The 14733-nt window shown below is 45.5% G+C and carries 17 protein-coding genes; 3 read left to right on the top strand and 14 right to left on the bottom strand.

What is annotated here, in order from left to right; all coding sequences use genetic code 11:
• The 11 genes from Q0986_RS13275 to ebsA form a co-directional block, all read right to left on the bottom strand.
• A partial coding sequence (locus Q0986_RS13275; RefSeq protein ID WP_299411015.1) for an ATP-dependent metallopeptidase FtsH/Yme1/Tma family protein occupies positions 1-347 on the bottom strand: 347 nt, incomplete at its 3' end.
• Between the two features lie 36 nt (positions 348-383).
• A complete protein-coding gene (locus Q0986_RS13280) occupies positions 384-611 on the bottom strand; it encodes a DUF2949 domain-containing protein (protein ID WP_299411018.1) in 228 nt (75 codons plus the stop codon).
• A 171-nt stretch (positions 612-782) separates the two neighbouring features.
• Positions 783-980 (bottom strand): electron transporter, encoded by a 198-nt coding sequence (locus Q0986_RS13285; protein WP_299411020.1) that lies wholly within the window; start codon positions 978-980, stop codon positions 783-785.
• A 594-nt stretch (positions 981-1574) separates the two neighbouring features.
• A complete protein-coding gene (locus tag Q0986_RS13290; RefSeq protein ID WP_299411023.1) occupies positions 1575-1727 on the bottom strand; it encodes a high light inducible protein in 153 nt (50 codons plus the stop codon).
• Between the two features lie 311 nt (positions 1728-2038).
• Entirely contained in the window at positions 2039-2191 is a 153-nt protein-coding gene (locus Q0986_RS13295; RefSeq protein ID WP_299411026.1) for a chlorophyll a/b-binding protein, read from the bottom strand.
• A 63-nt stretch (positions 2192-2254) separates the two neighbouring features.
• Positions 2255-2401, bottom strand: a complete 147-nt coding sequence (locus Q0986_RS13300) for a chlorophyll A-B binding protein (RefSeq protein ID WP_299411029.1) — start codon at positions 2399-2401, stop codon at positions 2255-2257.
• A 165-nt stretch (positions 2402-2566) separates the two neighbouring features.
• A complete protein-coding gene (gene cobM, locus Q0986_RS13305; RefSeq protein ID WP_299411031.1) occupies positions 2567-3385 on the bottom strand; it encodes a precorrin-4 C(11)-methyltransferase in 819 nt (272 codons plus the stop codon).
• A 54-nt stretch (positions 3386-3439) separates the two neighbouring features.
• Complete coding sequence (lgt, locus tag Q0986_RS13310; protein ID WP_299411033.1) at positions 3440-4276, bottom strand: prolipoprotein diacylglyceryl transferase; 837 nt, start codon at positions 4274-4276, stop codon at positions 3440-3442.
• A gap of 135 nt (positions 4277-4411) precedes the next feature.
• Positions 4412-4660: a TIGR02450 family Trp-rich protein gene (locus Q0986_RS13315; RefSeq protein WP_299411036.1), complete on the bottom strand. Its 249-nt coding sequence runs from the start codon at positions 4658-4660 to the stop codon at positions 4412-4414.
• A gap of 43 nt (positions 4661-4703) precedes the next feature.
• On the bottom strand, positions 4704-5792 hold the full coding sequence (locus Q0986_RS13320) for a phosphotransacetylase family protein (protein ID WP_299411038.1): 1089 nt from the start codon (positions 5790-5792) through the stop codon (positions 4704-4706).
• A gap of 26 nt (positions 5793-5818) precedes the next feature.
• Entirely contained in the window at positions 5819-6199 is a 381-nt protein-coding gene (ebsA, locus tag Q0986_RS13325) for a type IV pilus biogenesis protein EbsA (RefSeq protein WP_299411040.1), read from the bottom strand.
• Between the two features lie 248 nt (positions 6200-6447).
• Between ebsA and Q0986_RS13330 the strand changes: the two genes are divergently transcribed.
• Together Q0986_RS13330 and Q0986_RS13335 are read left to right on the top strand one after the other, a co-directional pair.
• The gene (locus Q0986_RS13330; protein WP_299411042.1) at positions 6448-7422 is read left to right on the top strand and encodes a radical SAM protein; all 975 of its coding nucleotides are present in this window, start codon (positions 6448-6450) and stop codon (positions 7420-7422) included.
• Positions 7415-8797: a glycosyltransferase family 2 protein gene (locus Q0986_RS13335; RefSeq protein ID WP_299411044.1), complete on the top strand. Its 1383-nt coding sequence runs from the start codon at positions 7415-7417 to the stop codon at positions 8795-8797. The genes Q0986_RS13330 and Q0986_RS13335 overlap by 8 nt, the downstream gene beginning before the upstream one ends.
• Positions 8798-8953: 156 nt before the next feature.
• Here the strand turns inward: Q0986_RS13335 and Q0986_RS13340 are convergent, their stop codons facing one another.
• Genes Q0986_RS13340 through Q0986_RS13350 form a run of 3 tightly spaced genes read right to left on the bottom strand, consistent with a single transcriptional unit; the run spans position 8954 to position 13676 of the window.
• Positions 8954-10087, bottom strand: coding sequence for a CO2 hydration protein (locus tag Q0986_RS13340; RefSeq protein WP_299411046.1), 1134 nt, complete (start codon positions 10085-10087; stop codon positions 8954-8956).
• A 49-nt stretch (positions 10088-10136) separates the two neighbouring features.
• Positions 10137-11726 (bottom strand): NADH-quinone oxidoreductase subunit M, encoded by a 1590-nt coding sequence (locus tag Q0986_RS13345; RefSeq protein ID WP_299411048.1) that lies wholly within the window; start codon positions 11724-11726, stop codon positions 10137-10139.
• 48 nt (positions 11727-11774) lie between these two features.
• Positions 11775-13676: an NAD(P)H-quinone oxidoreductase subunit F gene (locus Q0986_RS13350; protein WP_366918585.1), complete on the bottom strand. Its 1902-nt coding sequence runs from the start codon at positions 13674-13676 to the stop codon at positions 11775-11777.
• Positions 13677-14406: 730 nt separating this feature from the next.
• Between Q0986_RS13350 and Q0986_RS13355 the strand changes: the two genes are divergently transcribed.
• Complete coding sequence (locus Q0986_RS13355; protein ID WP_010469380.1) at positions 14407-14715, top strand: carbon dioxide-concentrating mechanism protein CcmK; 309 nt, start codon at positions 14407-14409, stop codon at positions 14713-14715.
• Positions 14716-14733: the final 18 nt, after the last annotated feature.

Below are 14733 nucleotides of genomic sequence, written 5' to 3' on the forward strand. Positions count from 1 at the left end.
GTGAACCAGCGATTGCTGGGGGGAGGGGTGGCGGCGAATTCAACTCCTTTAGCTTCCAGTAGTTTGGGGAGTTCTAGGTCGAAGATAGGCGTGGTTTCTAAGATTTGAGGCTTCTCACCTTCCGCTGTTTCCAATTGGTATCGAATCAAATCTTGGCCAACCGAAACCCTCGCCACCTGCTCATCCTGGACTTGCTCAATAAAGAAACTGTAAGGAACTCGTGGCACTTTTGGTCCCAATACAAAGGGAAGGACGAGATTCGCTATCAGCAAGATTGCAGGTAGAAATAACAGCAGACTAGTGATGAGGTTAGGACGGGGACGTTGAGGCTTATCTTTGATGGGCATGGTTCTCTTCCTAATCTTGAAGGGTCACTAAAATGTTTAGGCTGCTGAGGTCGATTCGCTCTCAGAGCGAACGGCAAGCTGCTCTAGCCACTCGAAAACTTGGTTCAGTTGCGATAGCGAGATAAAACCGAACTGCCAGAGAATGATGGGCAGTTGGCTGGCAAGCGTATGATGCTGTTTGACGGCGATTGCGATCGCATCATCAGCAATCTGTAGCTCCTTTTTTAAATATTGGATCAGCTTGGCTTGAGCAGAATAGTTCATGGCGGGGAGTCGTCAATGAGGATAGCGAGAAATCGAATTGCTGATAGCGATTGTTGGCTAGACAGTCATCTTCTTTATCGTATCTATCTCAGCAGAGATTTATCGGGAACTGTACTTAGAGTGGAACGAAGTGGATGAAGTGGATGAAGTGGATCGTCCAAGACAGCTGTTTTAGGCGAGCAGCCCTAGGCGTTTGCCATTGTCACGAGCAAGACGAATCCAATTTTGCCGCTGAGTGCGTTCAATACCCACTTGATTACAGAAGTTAGTAATGGCTTTGGAGTGCAGGGCAATAGCCTGACCTCTGAGCTTAGTGAATTTGGGTTGACCCACGGCGTTGCGCGTCAAGATGACAATAGGGGCAAACATAATAGACTCCGTTTGTAACTTTATGTTAACTATATTAACATAAAGTTACAAAACAGCAAGGTTTAAGCTAAATCTCGATTAAACTGATTTGAATGATTATATCGGCTGATATTCAGCAATGAATATATATTCAGATGCCATTTTTGATTCTTTTTATCTTTATATTAGCTATTCTCTTCAATTATTTATCTATATATAAGTGCTTTTAGAGGCTTTGTCTGTGAGATGTATCTGAGCATTTGTAAAATTTAGCAAAATAGTCTTTACAAAAAAAATGTCTGTCAATGATATTGCTTTACACAAATTTCACCTGGTCCATGCCATCAAGCTGAAGCAGTTGCCTGGATCGGTAGAAAATATGTTTGATGTGGATTGAGGGAGCCTTTGCAGATCAAGGGTTTTATAAGGCTCCATTACTTGAATGGCAATTTGTTTTAGCGCGTCGACTGTATAACAAAAGTTAATCTGCATAAGGCTGAGAATGGGAGTGACCCATCCATACAAAAAGCCCCAGCACAAGGCTAGGGCTAGAAGACAAGGAAGAAGAGAACATTTGAGGATAGCAGTTGTTTCGTATACTATCCGAGCTGAATCTTAGAAATGCAGTAGAGCTGCAACCTGGCCGACAATACCTTGTCCAGTCAGGATTTCGGTAATTAGGGCGAGGGAAAATCCCATCATTGCTAAACGACCACCAAAGGTCTCTGCAAAGTCAGTAAAGCCCCAGATTGGATTTTGTGTGCTCATGGTGTGACTCCGTAATTTGTATCTTTATATGAATAAATGTAACTTATAACGTAACGTTTTGTCAAGGAGAAAATAAAAAGCGATTTCTACGGTGCTCATCAATGAATGGGCCAAAACGGAAGTGTCTAGGCTGGCTTCAGCCCATTTATGGCAAAAAAAACTCCAGCTAAAGGGCTGGAGTGTAGAAAGGGTGACATATGTACTGAACTTTTGATAGTTTGTAGAATTTTCGAGTTAATTCTACGAGAAGGGTACAGCAGCATCGTAAAACTGCTGTTAGCTAGACGAGAGGAGAGAATAACGTCTAATCTTTACAGGCTAAACCAGGCGATGAGTTGACCAATAATGCCTTTACCTGTGAGTGCCTCAGTAATAATGGCCAGAGTAAACCCAAGCATGGCCAGACGGCCATTCCAAGTTTCTGCAAATGGGTTAAATCCAGTAAAAGAGGGTTGGTTATTCATAGGGATCGGATCTCCTAAAGTAGTAGGCATTGTGAATGCTCAGGTATTGAGAAGGGTGAACCCTTACATCACACCCCAGAAGTGGAGTAAGCCCTTGCCAGTGACCAGTTCAATCACAACAGCAAGATACAAGCCAACCATGGCCAGACGACCACTCCAAGCTTCAGCAAAAGGAGTAAATCCGAAGAAGTTATTAGAGGTATTATTCATGTCTGTAGACTCCGTAGACTCATGTGTGTTGTTATCTATGTGAATTAATGTAACAAAGATGTAAAGATATGTCAAGTCCGACGGCTATTTTTTGGGTGATGCTTGCTTGAATATGCTGTAATCTCCTGCCAGTCAAGGATGTAACGATAGCTTGCCGAGCTGTAATCAGCGTGAACCTGGCCGAAACAGATGTTGGTGGTGAGGGTGATACAGGCGCGAGCGGGCGTGGGAATGGTCTGTTGTTAAGGCGGGGCTGATCAGATAAAGCGTTGTCCGCACAAACTGATGTTCCTCAGTGGCGTGCGCCATCTCCGTGAGAGGAACAACCCATATTTGTTCATCCGGCCATCCCAAACGAAAACAGATGGCCACTGGCGTATCGGGGGCGTAGTGAGCCAGCAATCGCTGTTGGGCCTGGCTAACGTGGCGAGCACTGAGATATAAACAAAGGCTGGCTTGGTGAGCGGCTAAGCTGGCCAGTTCTTCAGCTTCGGGGACTTGGGTGCGACCACTGATTCGCGTCAAAATAATGGTCTGAACTAATTCTGGTACGGTCAGCTCTACCTGCAATTTAGCAGCCGCCAGTTGAAATGCACTGATACCAGGGATAATTTCAAAGGGAATGTCTGCCGTTGCTAGGGCCTGCATCTGTTCATGAACGGCACCATATAAACAAGGATCTCCCGAGTGCAATCGAACGACTGAAAGGTGCGATCGCACCTTCTCAATCATCATCGGCACGATATCTTCTAGCGTCTGGGTTGCAGTGGGAATCAATTCTGCACTGTCCTGGCATAGGCTCAGAACCGCTTTAGGAACCAAAGAATTCGCATACACCACCACATCTGCCTGTTGGAGGATCCGTTGCGCCTTAACCGTCAGCAAATCAGGGTCGCCCGGTCCTGCACCCACAATATAAACCGCTGGCAATAGCGATGTTTTGGACACAGGCTGCTCAAGCAGATCAGGAGAAGGGAGCGTCATAAGGTTTCAATTCAAGCTAAACATGAATAAAAAGAACAAGGCTACACAATGCGATTAAGAGGCCTGCTTGGTATCCGGTAAACTCCGCTTCAGCAAATACAACCAACTCAACCCCAAGAGACCAACGCCAATGCCGATCAAACTCACCACTTGAGCAATGCGTAAGGGGCCTAACATTAAACTATCTGTCCGTAATCCCTCTATCCACAGGCGACCCAGGCTGTATGTGAGTGCATAGGCCAGAAAGAGAGTGCCTTTTTTGGCCCGTGGAAACCGAAAGAACAAGGCCAACAGGAGCCCCAGCACCATCAGATTCCATAAGGATTCATATAAGAAGGTGGGATGAAAGTAAGCCGAGCTTTTATAGCCGAGTGGGCGGCGCTCGGAGGGGATAAAGAGTTTCCAAGGGAGATCAGTGGGATCACCAAAGGCTTCCGAATTAAAGAAATTTCCCCACCGACCGATAGCTTGCCCCAACACTAATGAGGGAGCCACTAAGTCAGCTAATTGCCAAAACGAAACCTTGTTCAGACGACTAAAAATCACTGCCGCCAGCATTCCACCTAGGATGGCACCATGGATTGCAATTCCCCCCCGCCAAATCGTGGCAACTTGGTCTAAATGTTGGCTGTAATAATCCCACTGGAAAAGCACATAGTAAATTCGGGCACAGGGAATTGCCCCCACAACGAGCCAAATGGCCAAATCACTAATCAGTTCTGGTTTGATCCGGCGATGCTTTGCTAGTCGCTGAGAGAGTTGTAGCCCTAAAACAATGGCAGCTGCAATGAGAACGCCGTACCAGCGAATGACCAAAGGACCCACTCTAAAAATCTCGGGTCCAGGAGACTGAAAAGCAGCTAAAGACACTGGCGAAAGATCAACGAACATGGTGACTACACTGGCATGGGTTCATTCGGAGGTTTAGCCCCAGTGCATAGTATCGCACCCCATGATTAAGAACCATCGTCTTGAACATAGATTTGCGGTTCTATGAGATACAAAGCGAGTCAAGGATAAACCCCCTCACTTCAGCGCCTGGGCTTGCTCCAGTAACGACTGCCAGCCAGGTTTCCATAGCCCTCGATTCTTTAGGGCTTGGGCATTCACCCAAAATCGGATCGTGTTATCACAAGCAGCAACCAACTCAGCAAACACGAGTGAGCCTTCATTTTTGCGATTAATCACCTGAAAGTGTCGCCAACCAAACGTTGAGGACTGGGCTGTCCATTTAGAGCCCACTAAGTGGGGTAATTTCTGCTTTTTCACACTCAAATTAACCGTTCAAAGGTAAATGATGGGCAACAACCCAGGAATTTTATTGAGGAACTGGAGATGTTAATCCCAGGGTCGCCAGAAGACGATCAATATCGCAGTGCTGATCGATCATTTCTCGCATACATTCAACCTTAATGCGTTCGTGGACTTGGGCACGCTGAAACGCTTGTTCAACCACTTCAACAGTGGTTAGAGTATCTGAATCCACTAGCAAGACGGGAATTTCCAGATCTTTTGCTCGATTGAGGACCAACTCATTGGGGGGGAAATGCCCCGTTAAAATCAAGCAGTGAGTTGAAGACTCCAAGGCAGCCAGCTGGAGATCGGTGCGATCGCCTCCCGTTACCACAGCCATATTCCGACCTTGTCGGAAATATTTCAAAGCAGAATTGACATTCATGGCACCGATCGTCAGCTCTTCCACCATCAGGTGGAGATATTCTTCCCCATAGAGCACCTCAGCTTTGAGTTGTTGAACCAGCTCAGAGACGCTCACGCTACGCAACAAAGCATTACTAGGCAATACGCCTAAAACAGGAATTTGCTGTCCTTCCAAGAACGATTGCACCGTAGTTTGAAGGAGATGGTGTTGCTCAGGATTGACATCATTAAACACAACACCAATCAGACGATCACCCAGACGCACTTTGGCATTCAGCAGTGCATCAATGATGCTTAGATTATGGAAGCGGCTGACTAAAACAATTTCAGCTTCTAAGGCATTCGAGATTTGTAGCAAGGAGAGGTCAAACAAGTACCCTTCCGTTAATGAACCTGGGCCTTCTAACATCACCAAATCGACATCATTACGTTTTTTAACTTGATGCAGCTGCTCAGTATAAGAAGTTGGATCATTCCCCTGTATTTTTTGCTGGATACGGTGAGCACTGATGGATAAGAGAGTCGGATACACTTGATCTGAGGCCAGTCCAAGGGCATCAGTAATAAACTGAACGTCGATATCCAAATCTTCTTCAGACTGTCCTTCGGTACAGGTTCCTACCGGTTTGGCATAGGCTAATCGATAGCCTTTTCCCATCAGGGATTGAGCGAGGCCCAAAATCGCAGCTGATTTACCACTGAAAGCCTCAATGGAACCAATCAGCAGATGTTTTGATGCCTGTTGCACTCCAAAAACTCCTCACAGATTCGATATTAATCATCTAGCTTTAACAGCTTACGATAGAAAGTCTTGGGAAAATCAGCAACTTTTGTGCGTCGATAGTTGGTAATGACTTCGATCAAAAACCCAATAAACTCAAAATTGGTAATCGTCAGCTCGTAATTCAAATCCCCATCATTATCAAACTGAATTCGGCACCGAGTTAAGTCCGCAGGTAATTTGGAGACATTCCATGTCGCCACAAAGGGAATATTATTTCCCCCCTCAATCCCCCGTTGTCCCTCCAAGTTGCTGTTTTGGTAAAGCGAGATAGCCAATGGGAGTAAGTCCCTTTTTCCACCTTGGTAGTAGGGAAGGTAAACATTAACGTCTTTTGGGGGGGCTGGCTGAATGGCATTTAAAACTTGGGTCATATCATAACGTCCTCATTGACCGATCAATCGATAAACCTCATGTATGCAGTATGGGCAAGTCAGCAATGAATTTTACTGTATAACCTGATTTTTCCTTGCTAGCCCCAAGGATTTGAACGCCCTATTACAATGGCATAATGTCAAGTACAACAAATATATATAAAGATATATATACAGTTTATGGTATAGGTGGTGGGTAGTACCAATCAATGTCTGCTGGTGAGATTCCCTAGCTGGAACACAAGATTATGGCTCCTTTAGTTGCAAATTACTATCTGACTTACCGTTGCAATGCACGATGTCATTTTTGTGACATCTGGGCATTAGACCCGGGGAAAGAAGCGGACTTCAACACCATTGAACATAATCTTAAGGACTTAAAGCGCCTGGGAGTCAAATATGTGGACTTTACGGGAGGTGAGCCGCTGTTAAGGTCAGATGTTGGCGAAATTTATCAGACTGCTAAGCAGCTTGGTTTTTATACCAGCATGACCACCAACACCATTCTCTATTTGCAAAAAGCACATGAAATTAAAGGGTTAGTAGATTTTCTGAATTTTTCCCTAGATGGTCCTGATGCTGAAACCCATGATCACTCCAGAGGCGTCAGAATTTTTGATAATTTGGTTGAGTCTGTAAAACTAGCACTTGATCTCGGAGAATATCCCGTTCTTAACCATACTGTTACGGCTCAAAACTATGAACGAATTCATGAGGTTGCAGAGCTGGGATCACGTTTGAGTGTTAGGGTTTGGTTAAATCCTGCTTTTACAGCTCACTCCAATTACAATGACAAAAAAAATCCCACCCCTGCAATTGTTGATGCTATTGAATCAAGCGCTAAACAGTATCGGAATTTAGGGTATAACAAGGCAGCATTAGAATTTATTAAAGCGGGCGGTAACGATACTCAAAATCCGAGATGTAAGGCTGTAGATGCCGTCATTGCCATCTCTCCCAATGATGAGTTGCTGTTGCCCTGCTACCATTTTGCCCAGACAGGCGTTCCGATTGAAGGTCGATTATACGAGCTTTATCGAGAGGCTGAGATTGTTGAGGAGTATCGTCAGTCCCAGGGTAAGCTGTCTGTCTGTGAAGGTTGTACCGTTTGGTGTTACCTCATCCCCAGCTTTTTCCAAGGTGTTGATAAGTATTGGGTTTTAAATCAAGTCAGTTATGTCGGAGAATTCCTGGCCAGAAAACGATTCTTGCAACATGTCTGAAGTAAAACCCCCTTGGCCCAAAGACGCACAATTCTCAGCACTCCCTGAGCTGGAATTAGATTATCCAGAAGGTGAAGGTCGTCGCCGGAAAGCGGCTTTGATGTTGACGCTGATCTGGAGTTGTACGATCGCATTGCATCTATTTTCAGTGGGATTTTGGGCCGTTTGCTGCCTGACCACTATTATCAGCATGCATTGGTTACGGATGATTCGGGCACCTGAACTTCCCAGTACCGAACCCTTGAGTCTAGACCAACCGACAACCGAATATCCATTTGTCTCTCTCCTGGTGTCTGCCAAAAATGAAGAAGCGGTGTTGGCCTCTTTGGTTAAGACCCTCTGCAAGCTCGACTACCCATCTGAGCGCTACGAAGTTTGGATTGTTGATGATGACAGTACTGATAAGACTCCAGAGGTTTTGACACAATTGTCAGAGGTGTATCCCCAGCTTCATGTCCTGAGACGGACGACAGGTGCAGGAGGCGGTAAATCTGGGGCACTGAATCAGGTCTTGCCTTTAACCCAAGGTGATTTTATTGGCGTTTTTGATGCGGATGCTCAAGTCTCATCCGATCTACTCTGCCATGTTTTACCTCTCTTTGATGATCCACAGATAGGAGCCGTTCAGGTTCGTAAGCAGATTGCCAACACGGATACCAATTTTTGGACCCGTGGTCAATCGGCTGAAATGGGCTTAGACCTTTACCTCCAGCAGCAACGGATTGCAGTTGGAGGAGTGGGTGAGTTACGAGGCAATGGTCAGTTCGTTCGTCGACAAGCATTGATCAGCTGTGGTGGATGGAATGAAGCGACGATTACCGATGATTTGGATTTAACGTTCCGACTTCATCTGAACCATTGGGATATCGGTGTTTTGCCTATGCCGGCAGTACAGGAAGAAGGGGTCACCCGAGCCGTAGCTCTTTGGCATCAACGTAATCGTTGGGCAGAAGGTGGGTATCAGAGATATCTAGATTATTGGCCATTGATTTTCCGAAATCGGTTAGGGCCTCGAAAAACCTTTGATTTAGTCGTATTTTGGTTTGCCCAGTATGTTTTACCAACTGCAGCTGTTCCTGATTTAGTGATGGCAACGGCACGCAATCAACTCCCACTGCTTATGCCGATGACAAGTGTTACCATGCTGCTGTCGTTGGTCGGAATGTGGAATGGCCTCGATCGGATTCGCAGGGCTGAGCGCGTTTCTCCTTCCATATTCTTGATGTTTTTGCAGACCTTAAGGGGAACTCTGTACACCTGCCATTGGTTCTTGGTTATGGCTTGTGTAACGGCACGAATGTCTATTCGACCGAAACGATTGAAGTGGGTGAAAACACTCCGGCAAGATGATTATCAGGTTTGTTTGCCTGATTAGATTATCAGAGGCGCTGAGAATACCCAGTTGGATTAAAGCCCATTTGGGAGATCTTTTGCGGATATATGTGTCAGCCTACGCGAAATTTAGAGCTTTAGCATATCCCAAACGACTTAAGAACCAGAATATAAACCAGATTCTGTCGAAAAGACATGGTTAAGCATTAGCCTGTAAAATTCGAGATTTAGTAAATCGGTTCATCCAATCTTCTAAATATTTGCGATTGGCTTTTTGTTCTTCCAAATCAGTAGTGGTTAGCGGGTGTGGTGCTAGTCCCTGAAGGGCAGCAGTGGTCACGCAAAACATCGATTTCTGAAAGGTCTGACAAATTTGAATTCTCAAGTCTTCTTCTTTCCGCAGACTTTTTTGATAAACCTCTGTCAAGTAGTCAGGCAGGTAGTGGCGCATATCTTGCATCAAAAGCGTCGGCGGAATCCCCGAACAGCCAATGGGCAGCGGATCCGCATAGAGCGCTCCATAGGCAAAGTCACTTTGGAACATGGGGATTTGGTACGCCTGGGCATTATAAGAAACCGTGCCGAGGAAAGGCGTTCCCCTAAAGAAAACTGCCTCAACATATGGAACAGCCGTATCCATCAAGAAGGTCAAGTTAGCAGACTTGGGAATAATGTCATAATCTGTACTGCCGATATTGACGGTATAGGTAATGGGCCGACTAGCATCTGCGACTAGCCCTTGCAAAATATGGTCCACCACTTCCGGGATGGTTTTGATTTCACCGGCATCATACCGATCCGAGAGATCAATAAAGATATCACTCATCACCCGCCAAAATTGTCCCAAACCGCTATAGTATGCCATTTGTCGGATTTGTTCAGGCAGAAAATCAGGGAAAGCCCGATCTAATCCCAACATAACTGGATTGAGTTTGAACTTAGCTTTAATAACTGGCTTAATTCCCTCTAAGAACTCGGGAGAGTCTAAGTAAGTATCTAACCCACCTCCCCCATGCCAAAACATGCTTTTCATGCAATATTCAGCATATTCATAGTTGATCCGGTCATGCCAGAGAAACTTTAAAATCTTGCCAGGATTGATCTCCCCATTAAAGTACTTAAACAGCGGAAAAAGTAATAAAAATTGGTGATCGGCAATATAGATTAGGTTGTTGGAATAAGCATCCAAAATAATTCCATAGCTTTTAAGAATTCCCACCACTTCCAAGACATGTTCTGGGGAATCTCTCAGCAGGGCTTCACCCGCTTCCAAGCGATGAATGAATTCTGCCAGTTGGTGTTTAGAGGGCTCTATTTGAGGCGTGCTTACCATAGCTGATGAGGGGTATAAGGAGGAACAAGTTGCAGAAACTAATGCAAAGCTAATCCGTAATTTCTATCTGAGGGCTAGAGGCCACAATAGAGCTAGAGACACTTGCCATCGATTGATCGGGGATATTGGTGATCATAATTTGTGGCGGTCTAGGATTGTAAGGAATCAAAGCAGCGATCTGAGTTTCACTCCAACGAACAATATAGTTGGGCTGAATCCCTAGTAAGAAAATGAGTGCCACTAAAATCGCGGCCGGGAGGCGATCAGACCATGTAACGGTAGGAATACGGTCTAACTCATCCGGTAAACGGCCAAAAAAGACCCGATTAATCATTAATAGGAAGTAAACTGCCGTCAATCCAGTAGCTATCATACAAACTAGCGTTTGCACAGGGAAAATGGGGTAGCTTCCTCTAAAGGTGAGAAATTCAGAGATAAAACCAACCATGCCGGGAATTCCAGCACTTGCCATGACGCCTAGGATCATCATGCTACCAATCAGGGGTAAGCCTCGCTCAGGATTGAGTAAGCCCCTGAGGAAAAACATATCTCGGCTGCCTGTCTTTTTATAAACGACCCCAACGAGCAAGAACAGTAAAGCAGAAATCAAACCGTGACTGACCATCTGGCAGACAGCGGCAATCATACTCAGTTCAGTGGAAGCTGCTGCCGCTAGCAAGATAAAGGCCATGTGGGCAATGGAAGCATAGGCCACCACCTTTTTCATATCCTGTTGTGAGATGGCACAAGAGGTCCCGTAAAGAGCACTCACCGCAGCCCAGATGGCCAGCCAGGGGCCTAAATATACCCAGGCATCAGGCAAAAGACCCACACCATAACGAAGTAGGCCGTAAGTTCCTAACTTCAGCAGCACGCCAGCCAAAAGGACGGAAACAGGCGTTGAAGCTTCTACGTGGGCGTCAGGCAACCAAGTATGTAACGGGAAGAAAGGAATCTTGATGCCAAATCCCAGCAGGATCCCCACCATCAAGATCAGCTGAAGTTTTAAGGTCAAGCCACTCGGGGTATCTGAGGCCCCCACAATAATGGCTCTTAAAGGTTCATAGGCAAAGCTAGAGGCCCCTGACAACCAGACGATCCCTAGGAATGTGGCCAGCAGAACAATACCAGAGAAGGCTGTGTAGAGCAGAAATTTAGTGGCGGCGTAGGATCGACGGGCTCCTCCCCAAATCGCAATTAAGAAGTAAAGAGGAATAATTTCCAACTCATAGAACAAGAAAAAGAGGAGAACATCTTGCGCTAGGAATGCCCCTGCCACACTGGAGTTAAGGAGAAGCATCAGGGCGTAATAGAATCTGGGCCGTTCGACTTCTGGGTCGGTACTCCAAATAGCGATAAAGGTCAGGAGACTATTGAGACCAAGCAAGGGCAGAGACAATCCATCTACTGCTAGGTGATAGTTAAGACCAATGGCTTTAATCCAGGGAACAAATTCCCCAAATTGCATGGTCACTTGCTTGGGATTGAACAGAATCGCAATATAGACTGTCCAAATAAATACAAGACCTGCCACCACTAAGGCTACAGATCGAGCATATTTATTGGCATCAATGCTTTTGGGCAAAAGTGCCAATAGCAAAACTCCAAATAGGGGGAACCATACGAGGACACTGAGCATTGGGTTAAGACAAACTCCTAACTAAAGCGAAGAAATTAGATGGTGGGGCTATTGACTAAGGAGTTCAGACCAATACCCAACAATGGCAGACCAATCATCTCTGAGCAGTAGCCATAAAATGGCACTGATGCCGACCATGATCGTGAGCAAATAGGATTGTGATTGGCCGGAGACCCCGTACTTGAGACCTTGTCCACTCAGCAAGGTGGCTTTACCTACGAAATTAACGATTCCATCAACAACATATTTATCTAGATAAGTTGTGAATTCGGAAGACAGGCGAACAATGGCAACTACAGTGAACTCATACACACGCTCGATGTAGAAGTCATAGGCCAACAGATCTTGAAAAAAGCGGAGATAAAACGTGGTCGGTCGGGAGAGAGAGCGTCTCAGTTCAAACACAGAACCCAATATCACACCGATCACGCCTGATGCGACCAAAATAGGGAGGCCGTAAGGGATGGAATATTCACTAAAGACGACATCAGATGGAAGAGGATGGAGCCACAGGGACCATTTCAATGGCATAAGCGGGAAAGCCAACACAGCCACAGTCATGGTCACCATCGGCAGTGCCATCAGCCAGGGCACTTCAGGTACCCGTCGAGTCTTAGGTTGGCGTTGCCCCAGAAAGATTAACCGAAAAATCCGAGTGAGACTGATGGCGCTGGTGGTATTCACAAAGACAAGTAAAACAAACAGCCAAACCGGCATATTCCACCCGCCCGTCAGCCATTGCTGCATCATGCGGAAAAAGCCCATGGGCAGAATCACCACTAAGCTGGCAGCCCCTACGACAAAGGCAGTGGTTGTCGCCGGCAGCCGCGACCACAGCCCACCCATTTCGGTCATGTCTTGACTGTTGGTACCTAGAATGACGGAACTAATACTGAAAAATAGGAGCGCTTTTGCGATCGCATGGGTGAGCAGCAAGGACAGGGCAATGTTCACTTGCCCTAAGCCCACGGCAATAAACACCAACCCCAAATAGGCACTGGTGGAATGGGACAAGGCTCGTTTAATATCCACCTGAGCGATGGAAATCAAGGAAGCGCCGACCGCGGTGACCCCCCCAATAATCAATAAGGTGTCGGAGGCAATCAACGACAAACTAAAAATCGGCTGTAGCTTAATCAGGAAGTAAGCGCCGATGGAGACCACCGCAGTATTCCGCATTACCCCTGCAGGATTGGGGCCTTCCATCGCTTCATCCAACCAGAGGTTTAACGGGAATTGAGCACAATTTCCCGTAGGTCCCGCAATTAAGGCCAGCCCCAGCAAAGCATCCGTTAGGGGAGGTAAAGCAGTAGATTCACTCCATGCTCTTAGGTCTGAAAAGGTCAATCCAGCCCCATAGCTAGTTAAGGCCACTAAACCCATCAATAGGATAATGTCACCAACTCGCTTAGTCAGGAAGGCATCCCGAGCTGCTGTCACCACCAGTGGTTGGGCATACCAAAACCCCACCAATAGGTAGCTAGAGAACGTTAGCATTTCTAACAAAGCATAGCTAAGAATCAGCGAGTCGCTAATGGCGATGCCTGCAAGCGCCCCTTCGAAAAAGCCCATCAGTCCAAAAAAGCGAGCGACGGACCAGTCCTTATCCATATAGCCAATCGCAAAGACCTGGGTCAGCAAGCTCAGAAAAGTAACTAGCTCTAAAGCACCAATACTGACAGGAGAAATTTCTATTGCAAAAGTTAAATTTAGATCTGCCACTTGCAGCCATTCATAGACCAGTTGTTGAGAGGGTTGGCCTAGAACTTGCTTGAAAACAATCGTGCCATGCAAGCAACTTAACAACGTCATCAAAATATTGAAATAAGCGACTGGGCGGGGCCCACTTCGCCGGATGAATCCTAATGACCAGGGGAGAGAAAATAGAGCCCCTAACAAGCCAAAAAAGGGAATCCACCAGATATGTTCAAAAAGAAATTGCGACAGCACGATTCAGTCAACTAGGGTTTGCAATGATTGGTGATACACTCACACCTTACTTAAAACTGTAAATCTTTATCTGCCCTATACAGCCAGGAATCTCAGATAAAAATAGTATCGAGGTTCATGAATTTTTCTCTGAATTGGAAGTAGAGAAATAAACAGAAAAAAATTCTTTATAATATTTGTTTTTATTTTATGACTATTATTGATTTATTTTTCATATGAGAATCATCGTAGCAAAATATGGTAAACATTAATAAATATATTTTATTCAATGGTGTTTATTGATAAAAATAAATTAGCCTCATCGCTTTTTAACGATAAAAGAAAGCTGATCCTGGAAATGTGTGCGGTTGATTTGTACGATTTCCACATTGCGATAAAAGATTCATCTATAACCTCTCGATTGAGTTGCTATGGGCTTTTACAGGTTTGAAGATCATGTATTGATTTTCTTCAATACCCTACGATATAGATCCCTAATACTTTGATGCTTTGAACGGGATGAGTTAGTTGAAGCATCTGCAAGGCCTGATTTATTATTAAATTTACTTATTGATTTAATTTGAATAAATAATCTACGTTTATATTGACAAAGCTGATCCCGGGTCTATATGCTGAGTTCTGCAAGCTTGAAAGTGCTTCCAAATAAAGCTGTTTAATAGCTTTCATGTAAGAATTTTTGGGTAGCAAAATTACCTATTAGTATTAGTGTTCAATAACAGGAGATGTGGCAATGCCAATTGCGGTTGGGATGATTGAGACGAAAGGCTTTCCTGCTGTGGTAGAAGCTGCAGATGCGATGGTTAAGGCAGCTCGCGTAACGCTGGTGGGCTACGAGAAGATTGGTAGCGGCCGCGTCACAGTAATTGTTAGAGGAGATGTTTCTGAGGTTCAGGCTTCGGTTGCAGCCGGAACGGAATCCGTCAGAAGAGTGAATGGGGGAGAAGTTCTTTCGACTCATATCATTGCTCGTCCTCATGAAAACCTCGAATATGTGCTGCCGATGAGTTACACGGAAGAAGTCGAACAATTCCGAACGTGACCGGTCTAACGCTATAGG

It is taken from the genome of Acaryochloris sp. IP29b_bin.148 (genome assembly GCF_028285565.1).
GTDB lineage: Bacteria > Cyanobacteriota > Cyanobacteriia > Thermosynechococcales > Thermosynechococcaceae > Acaryochloris.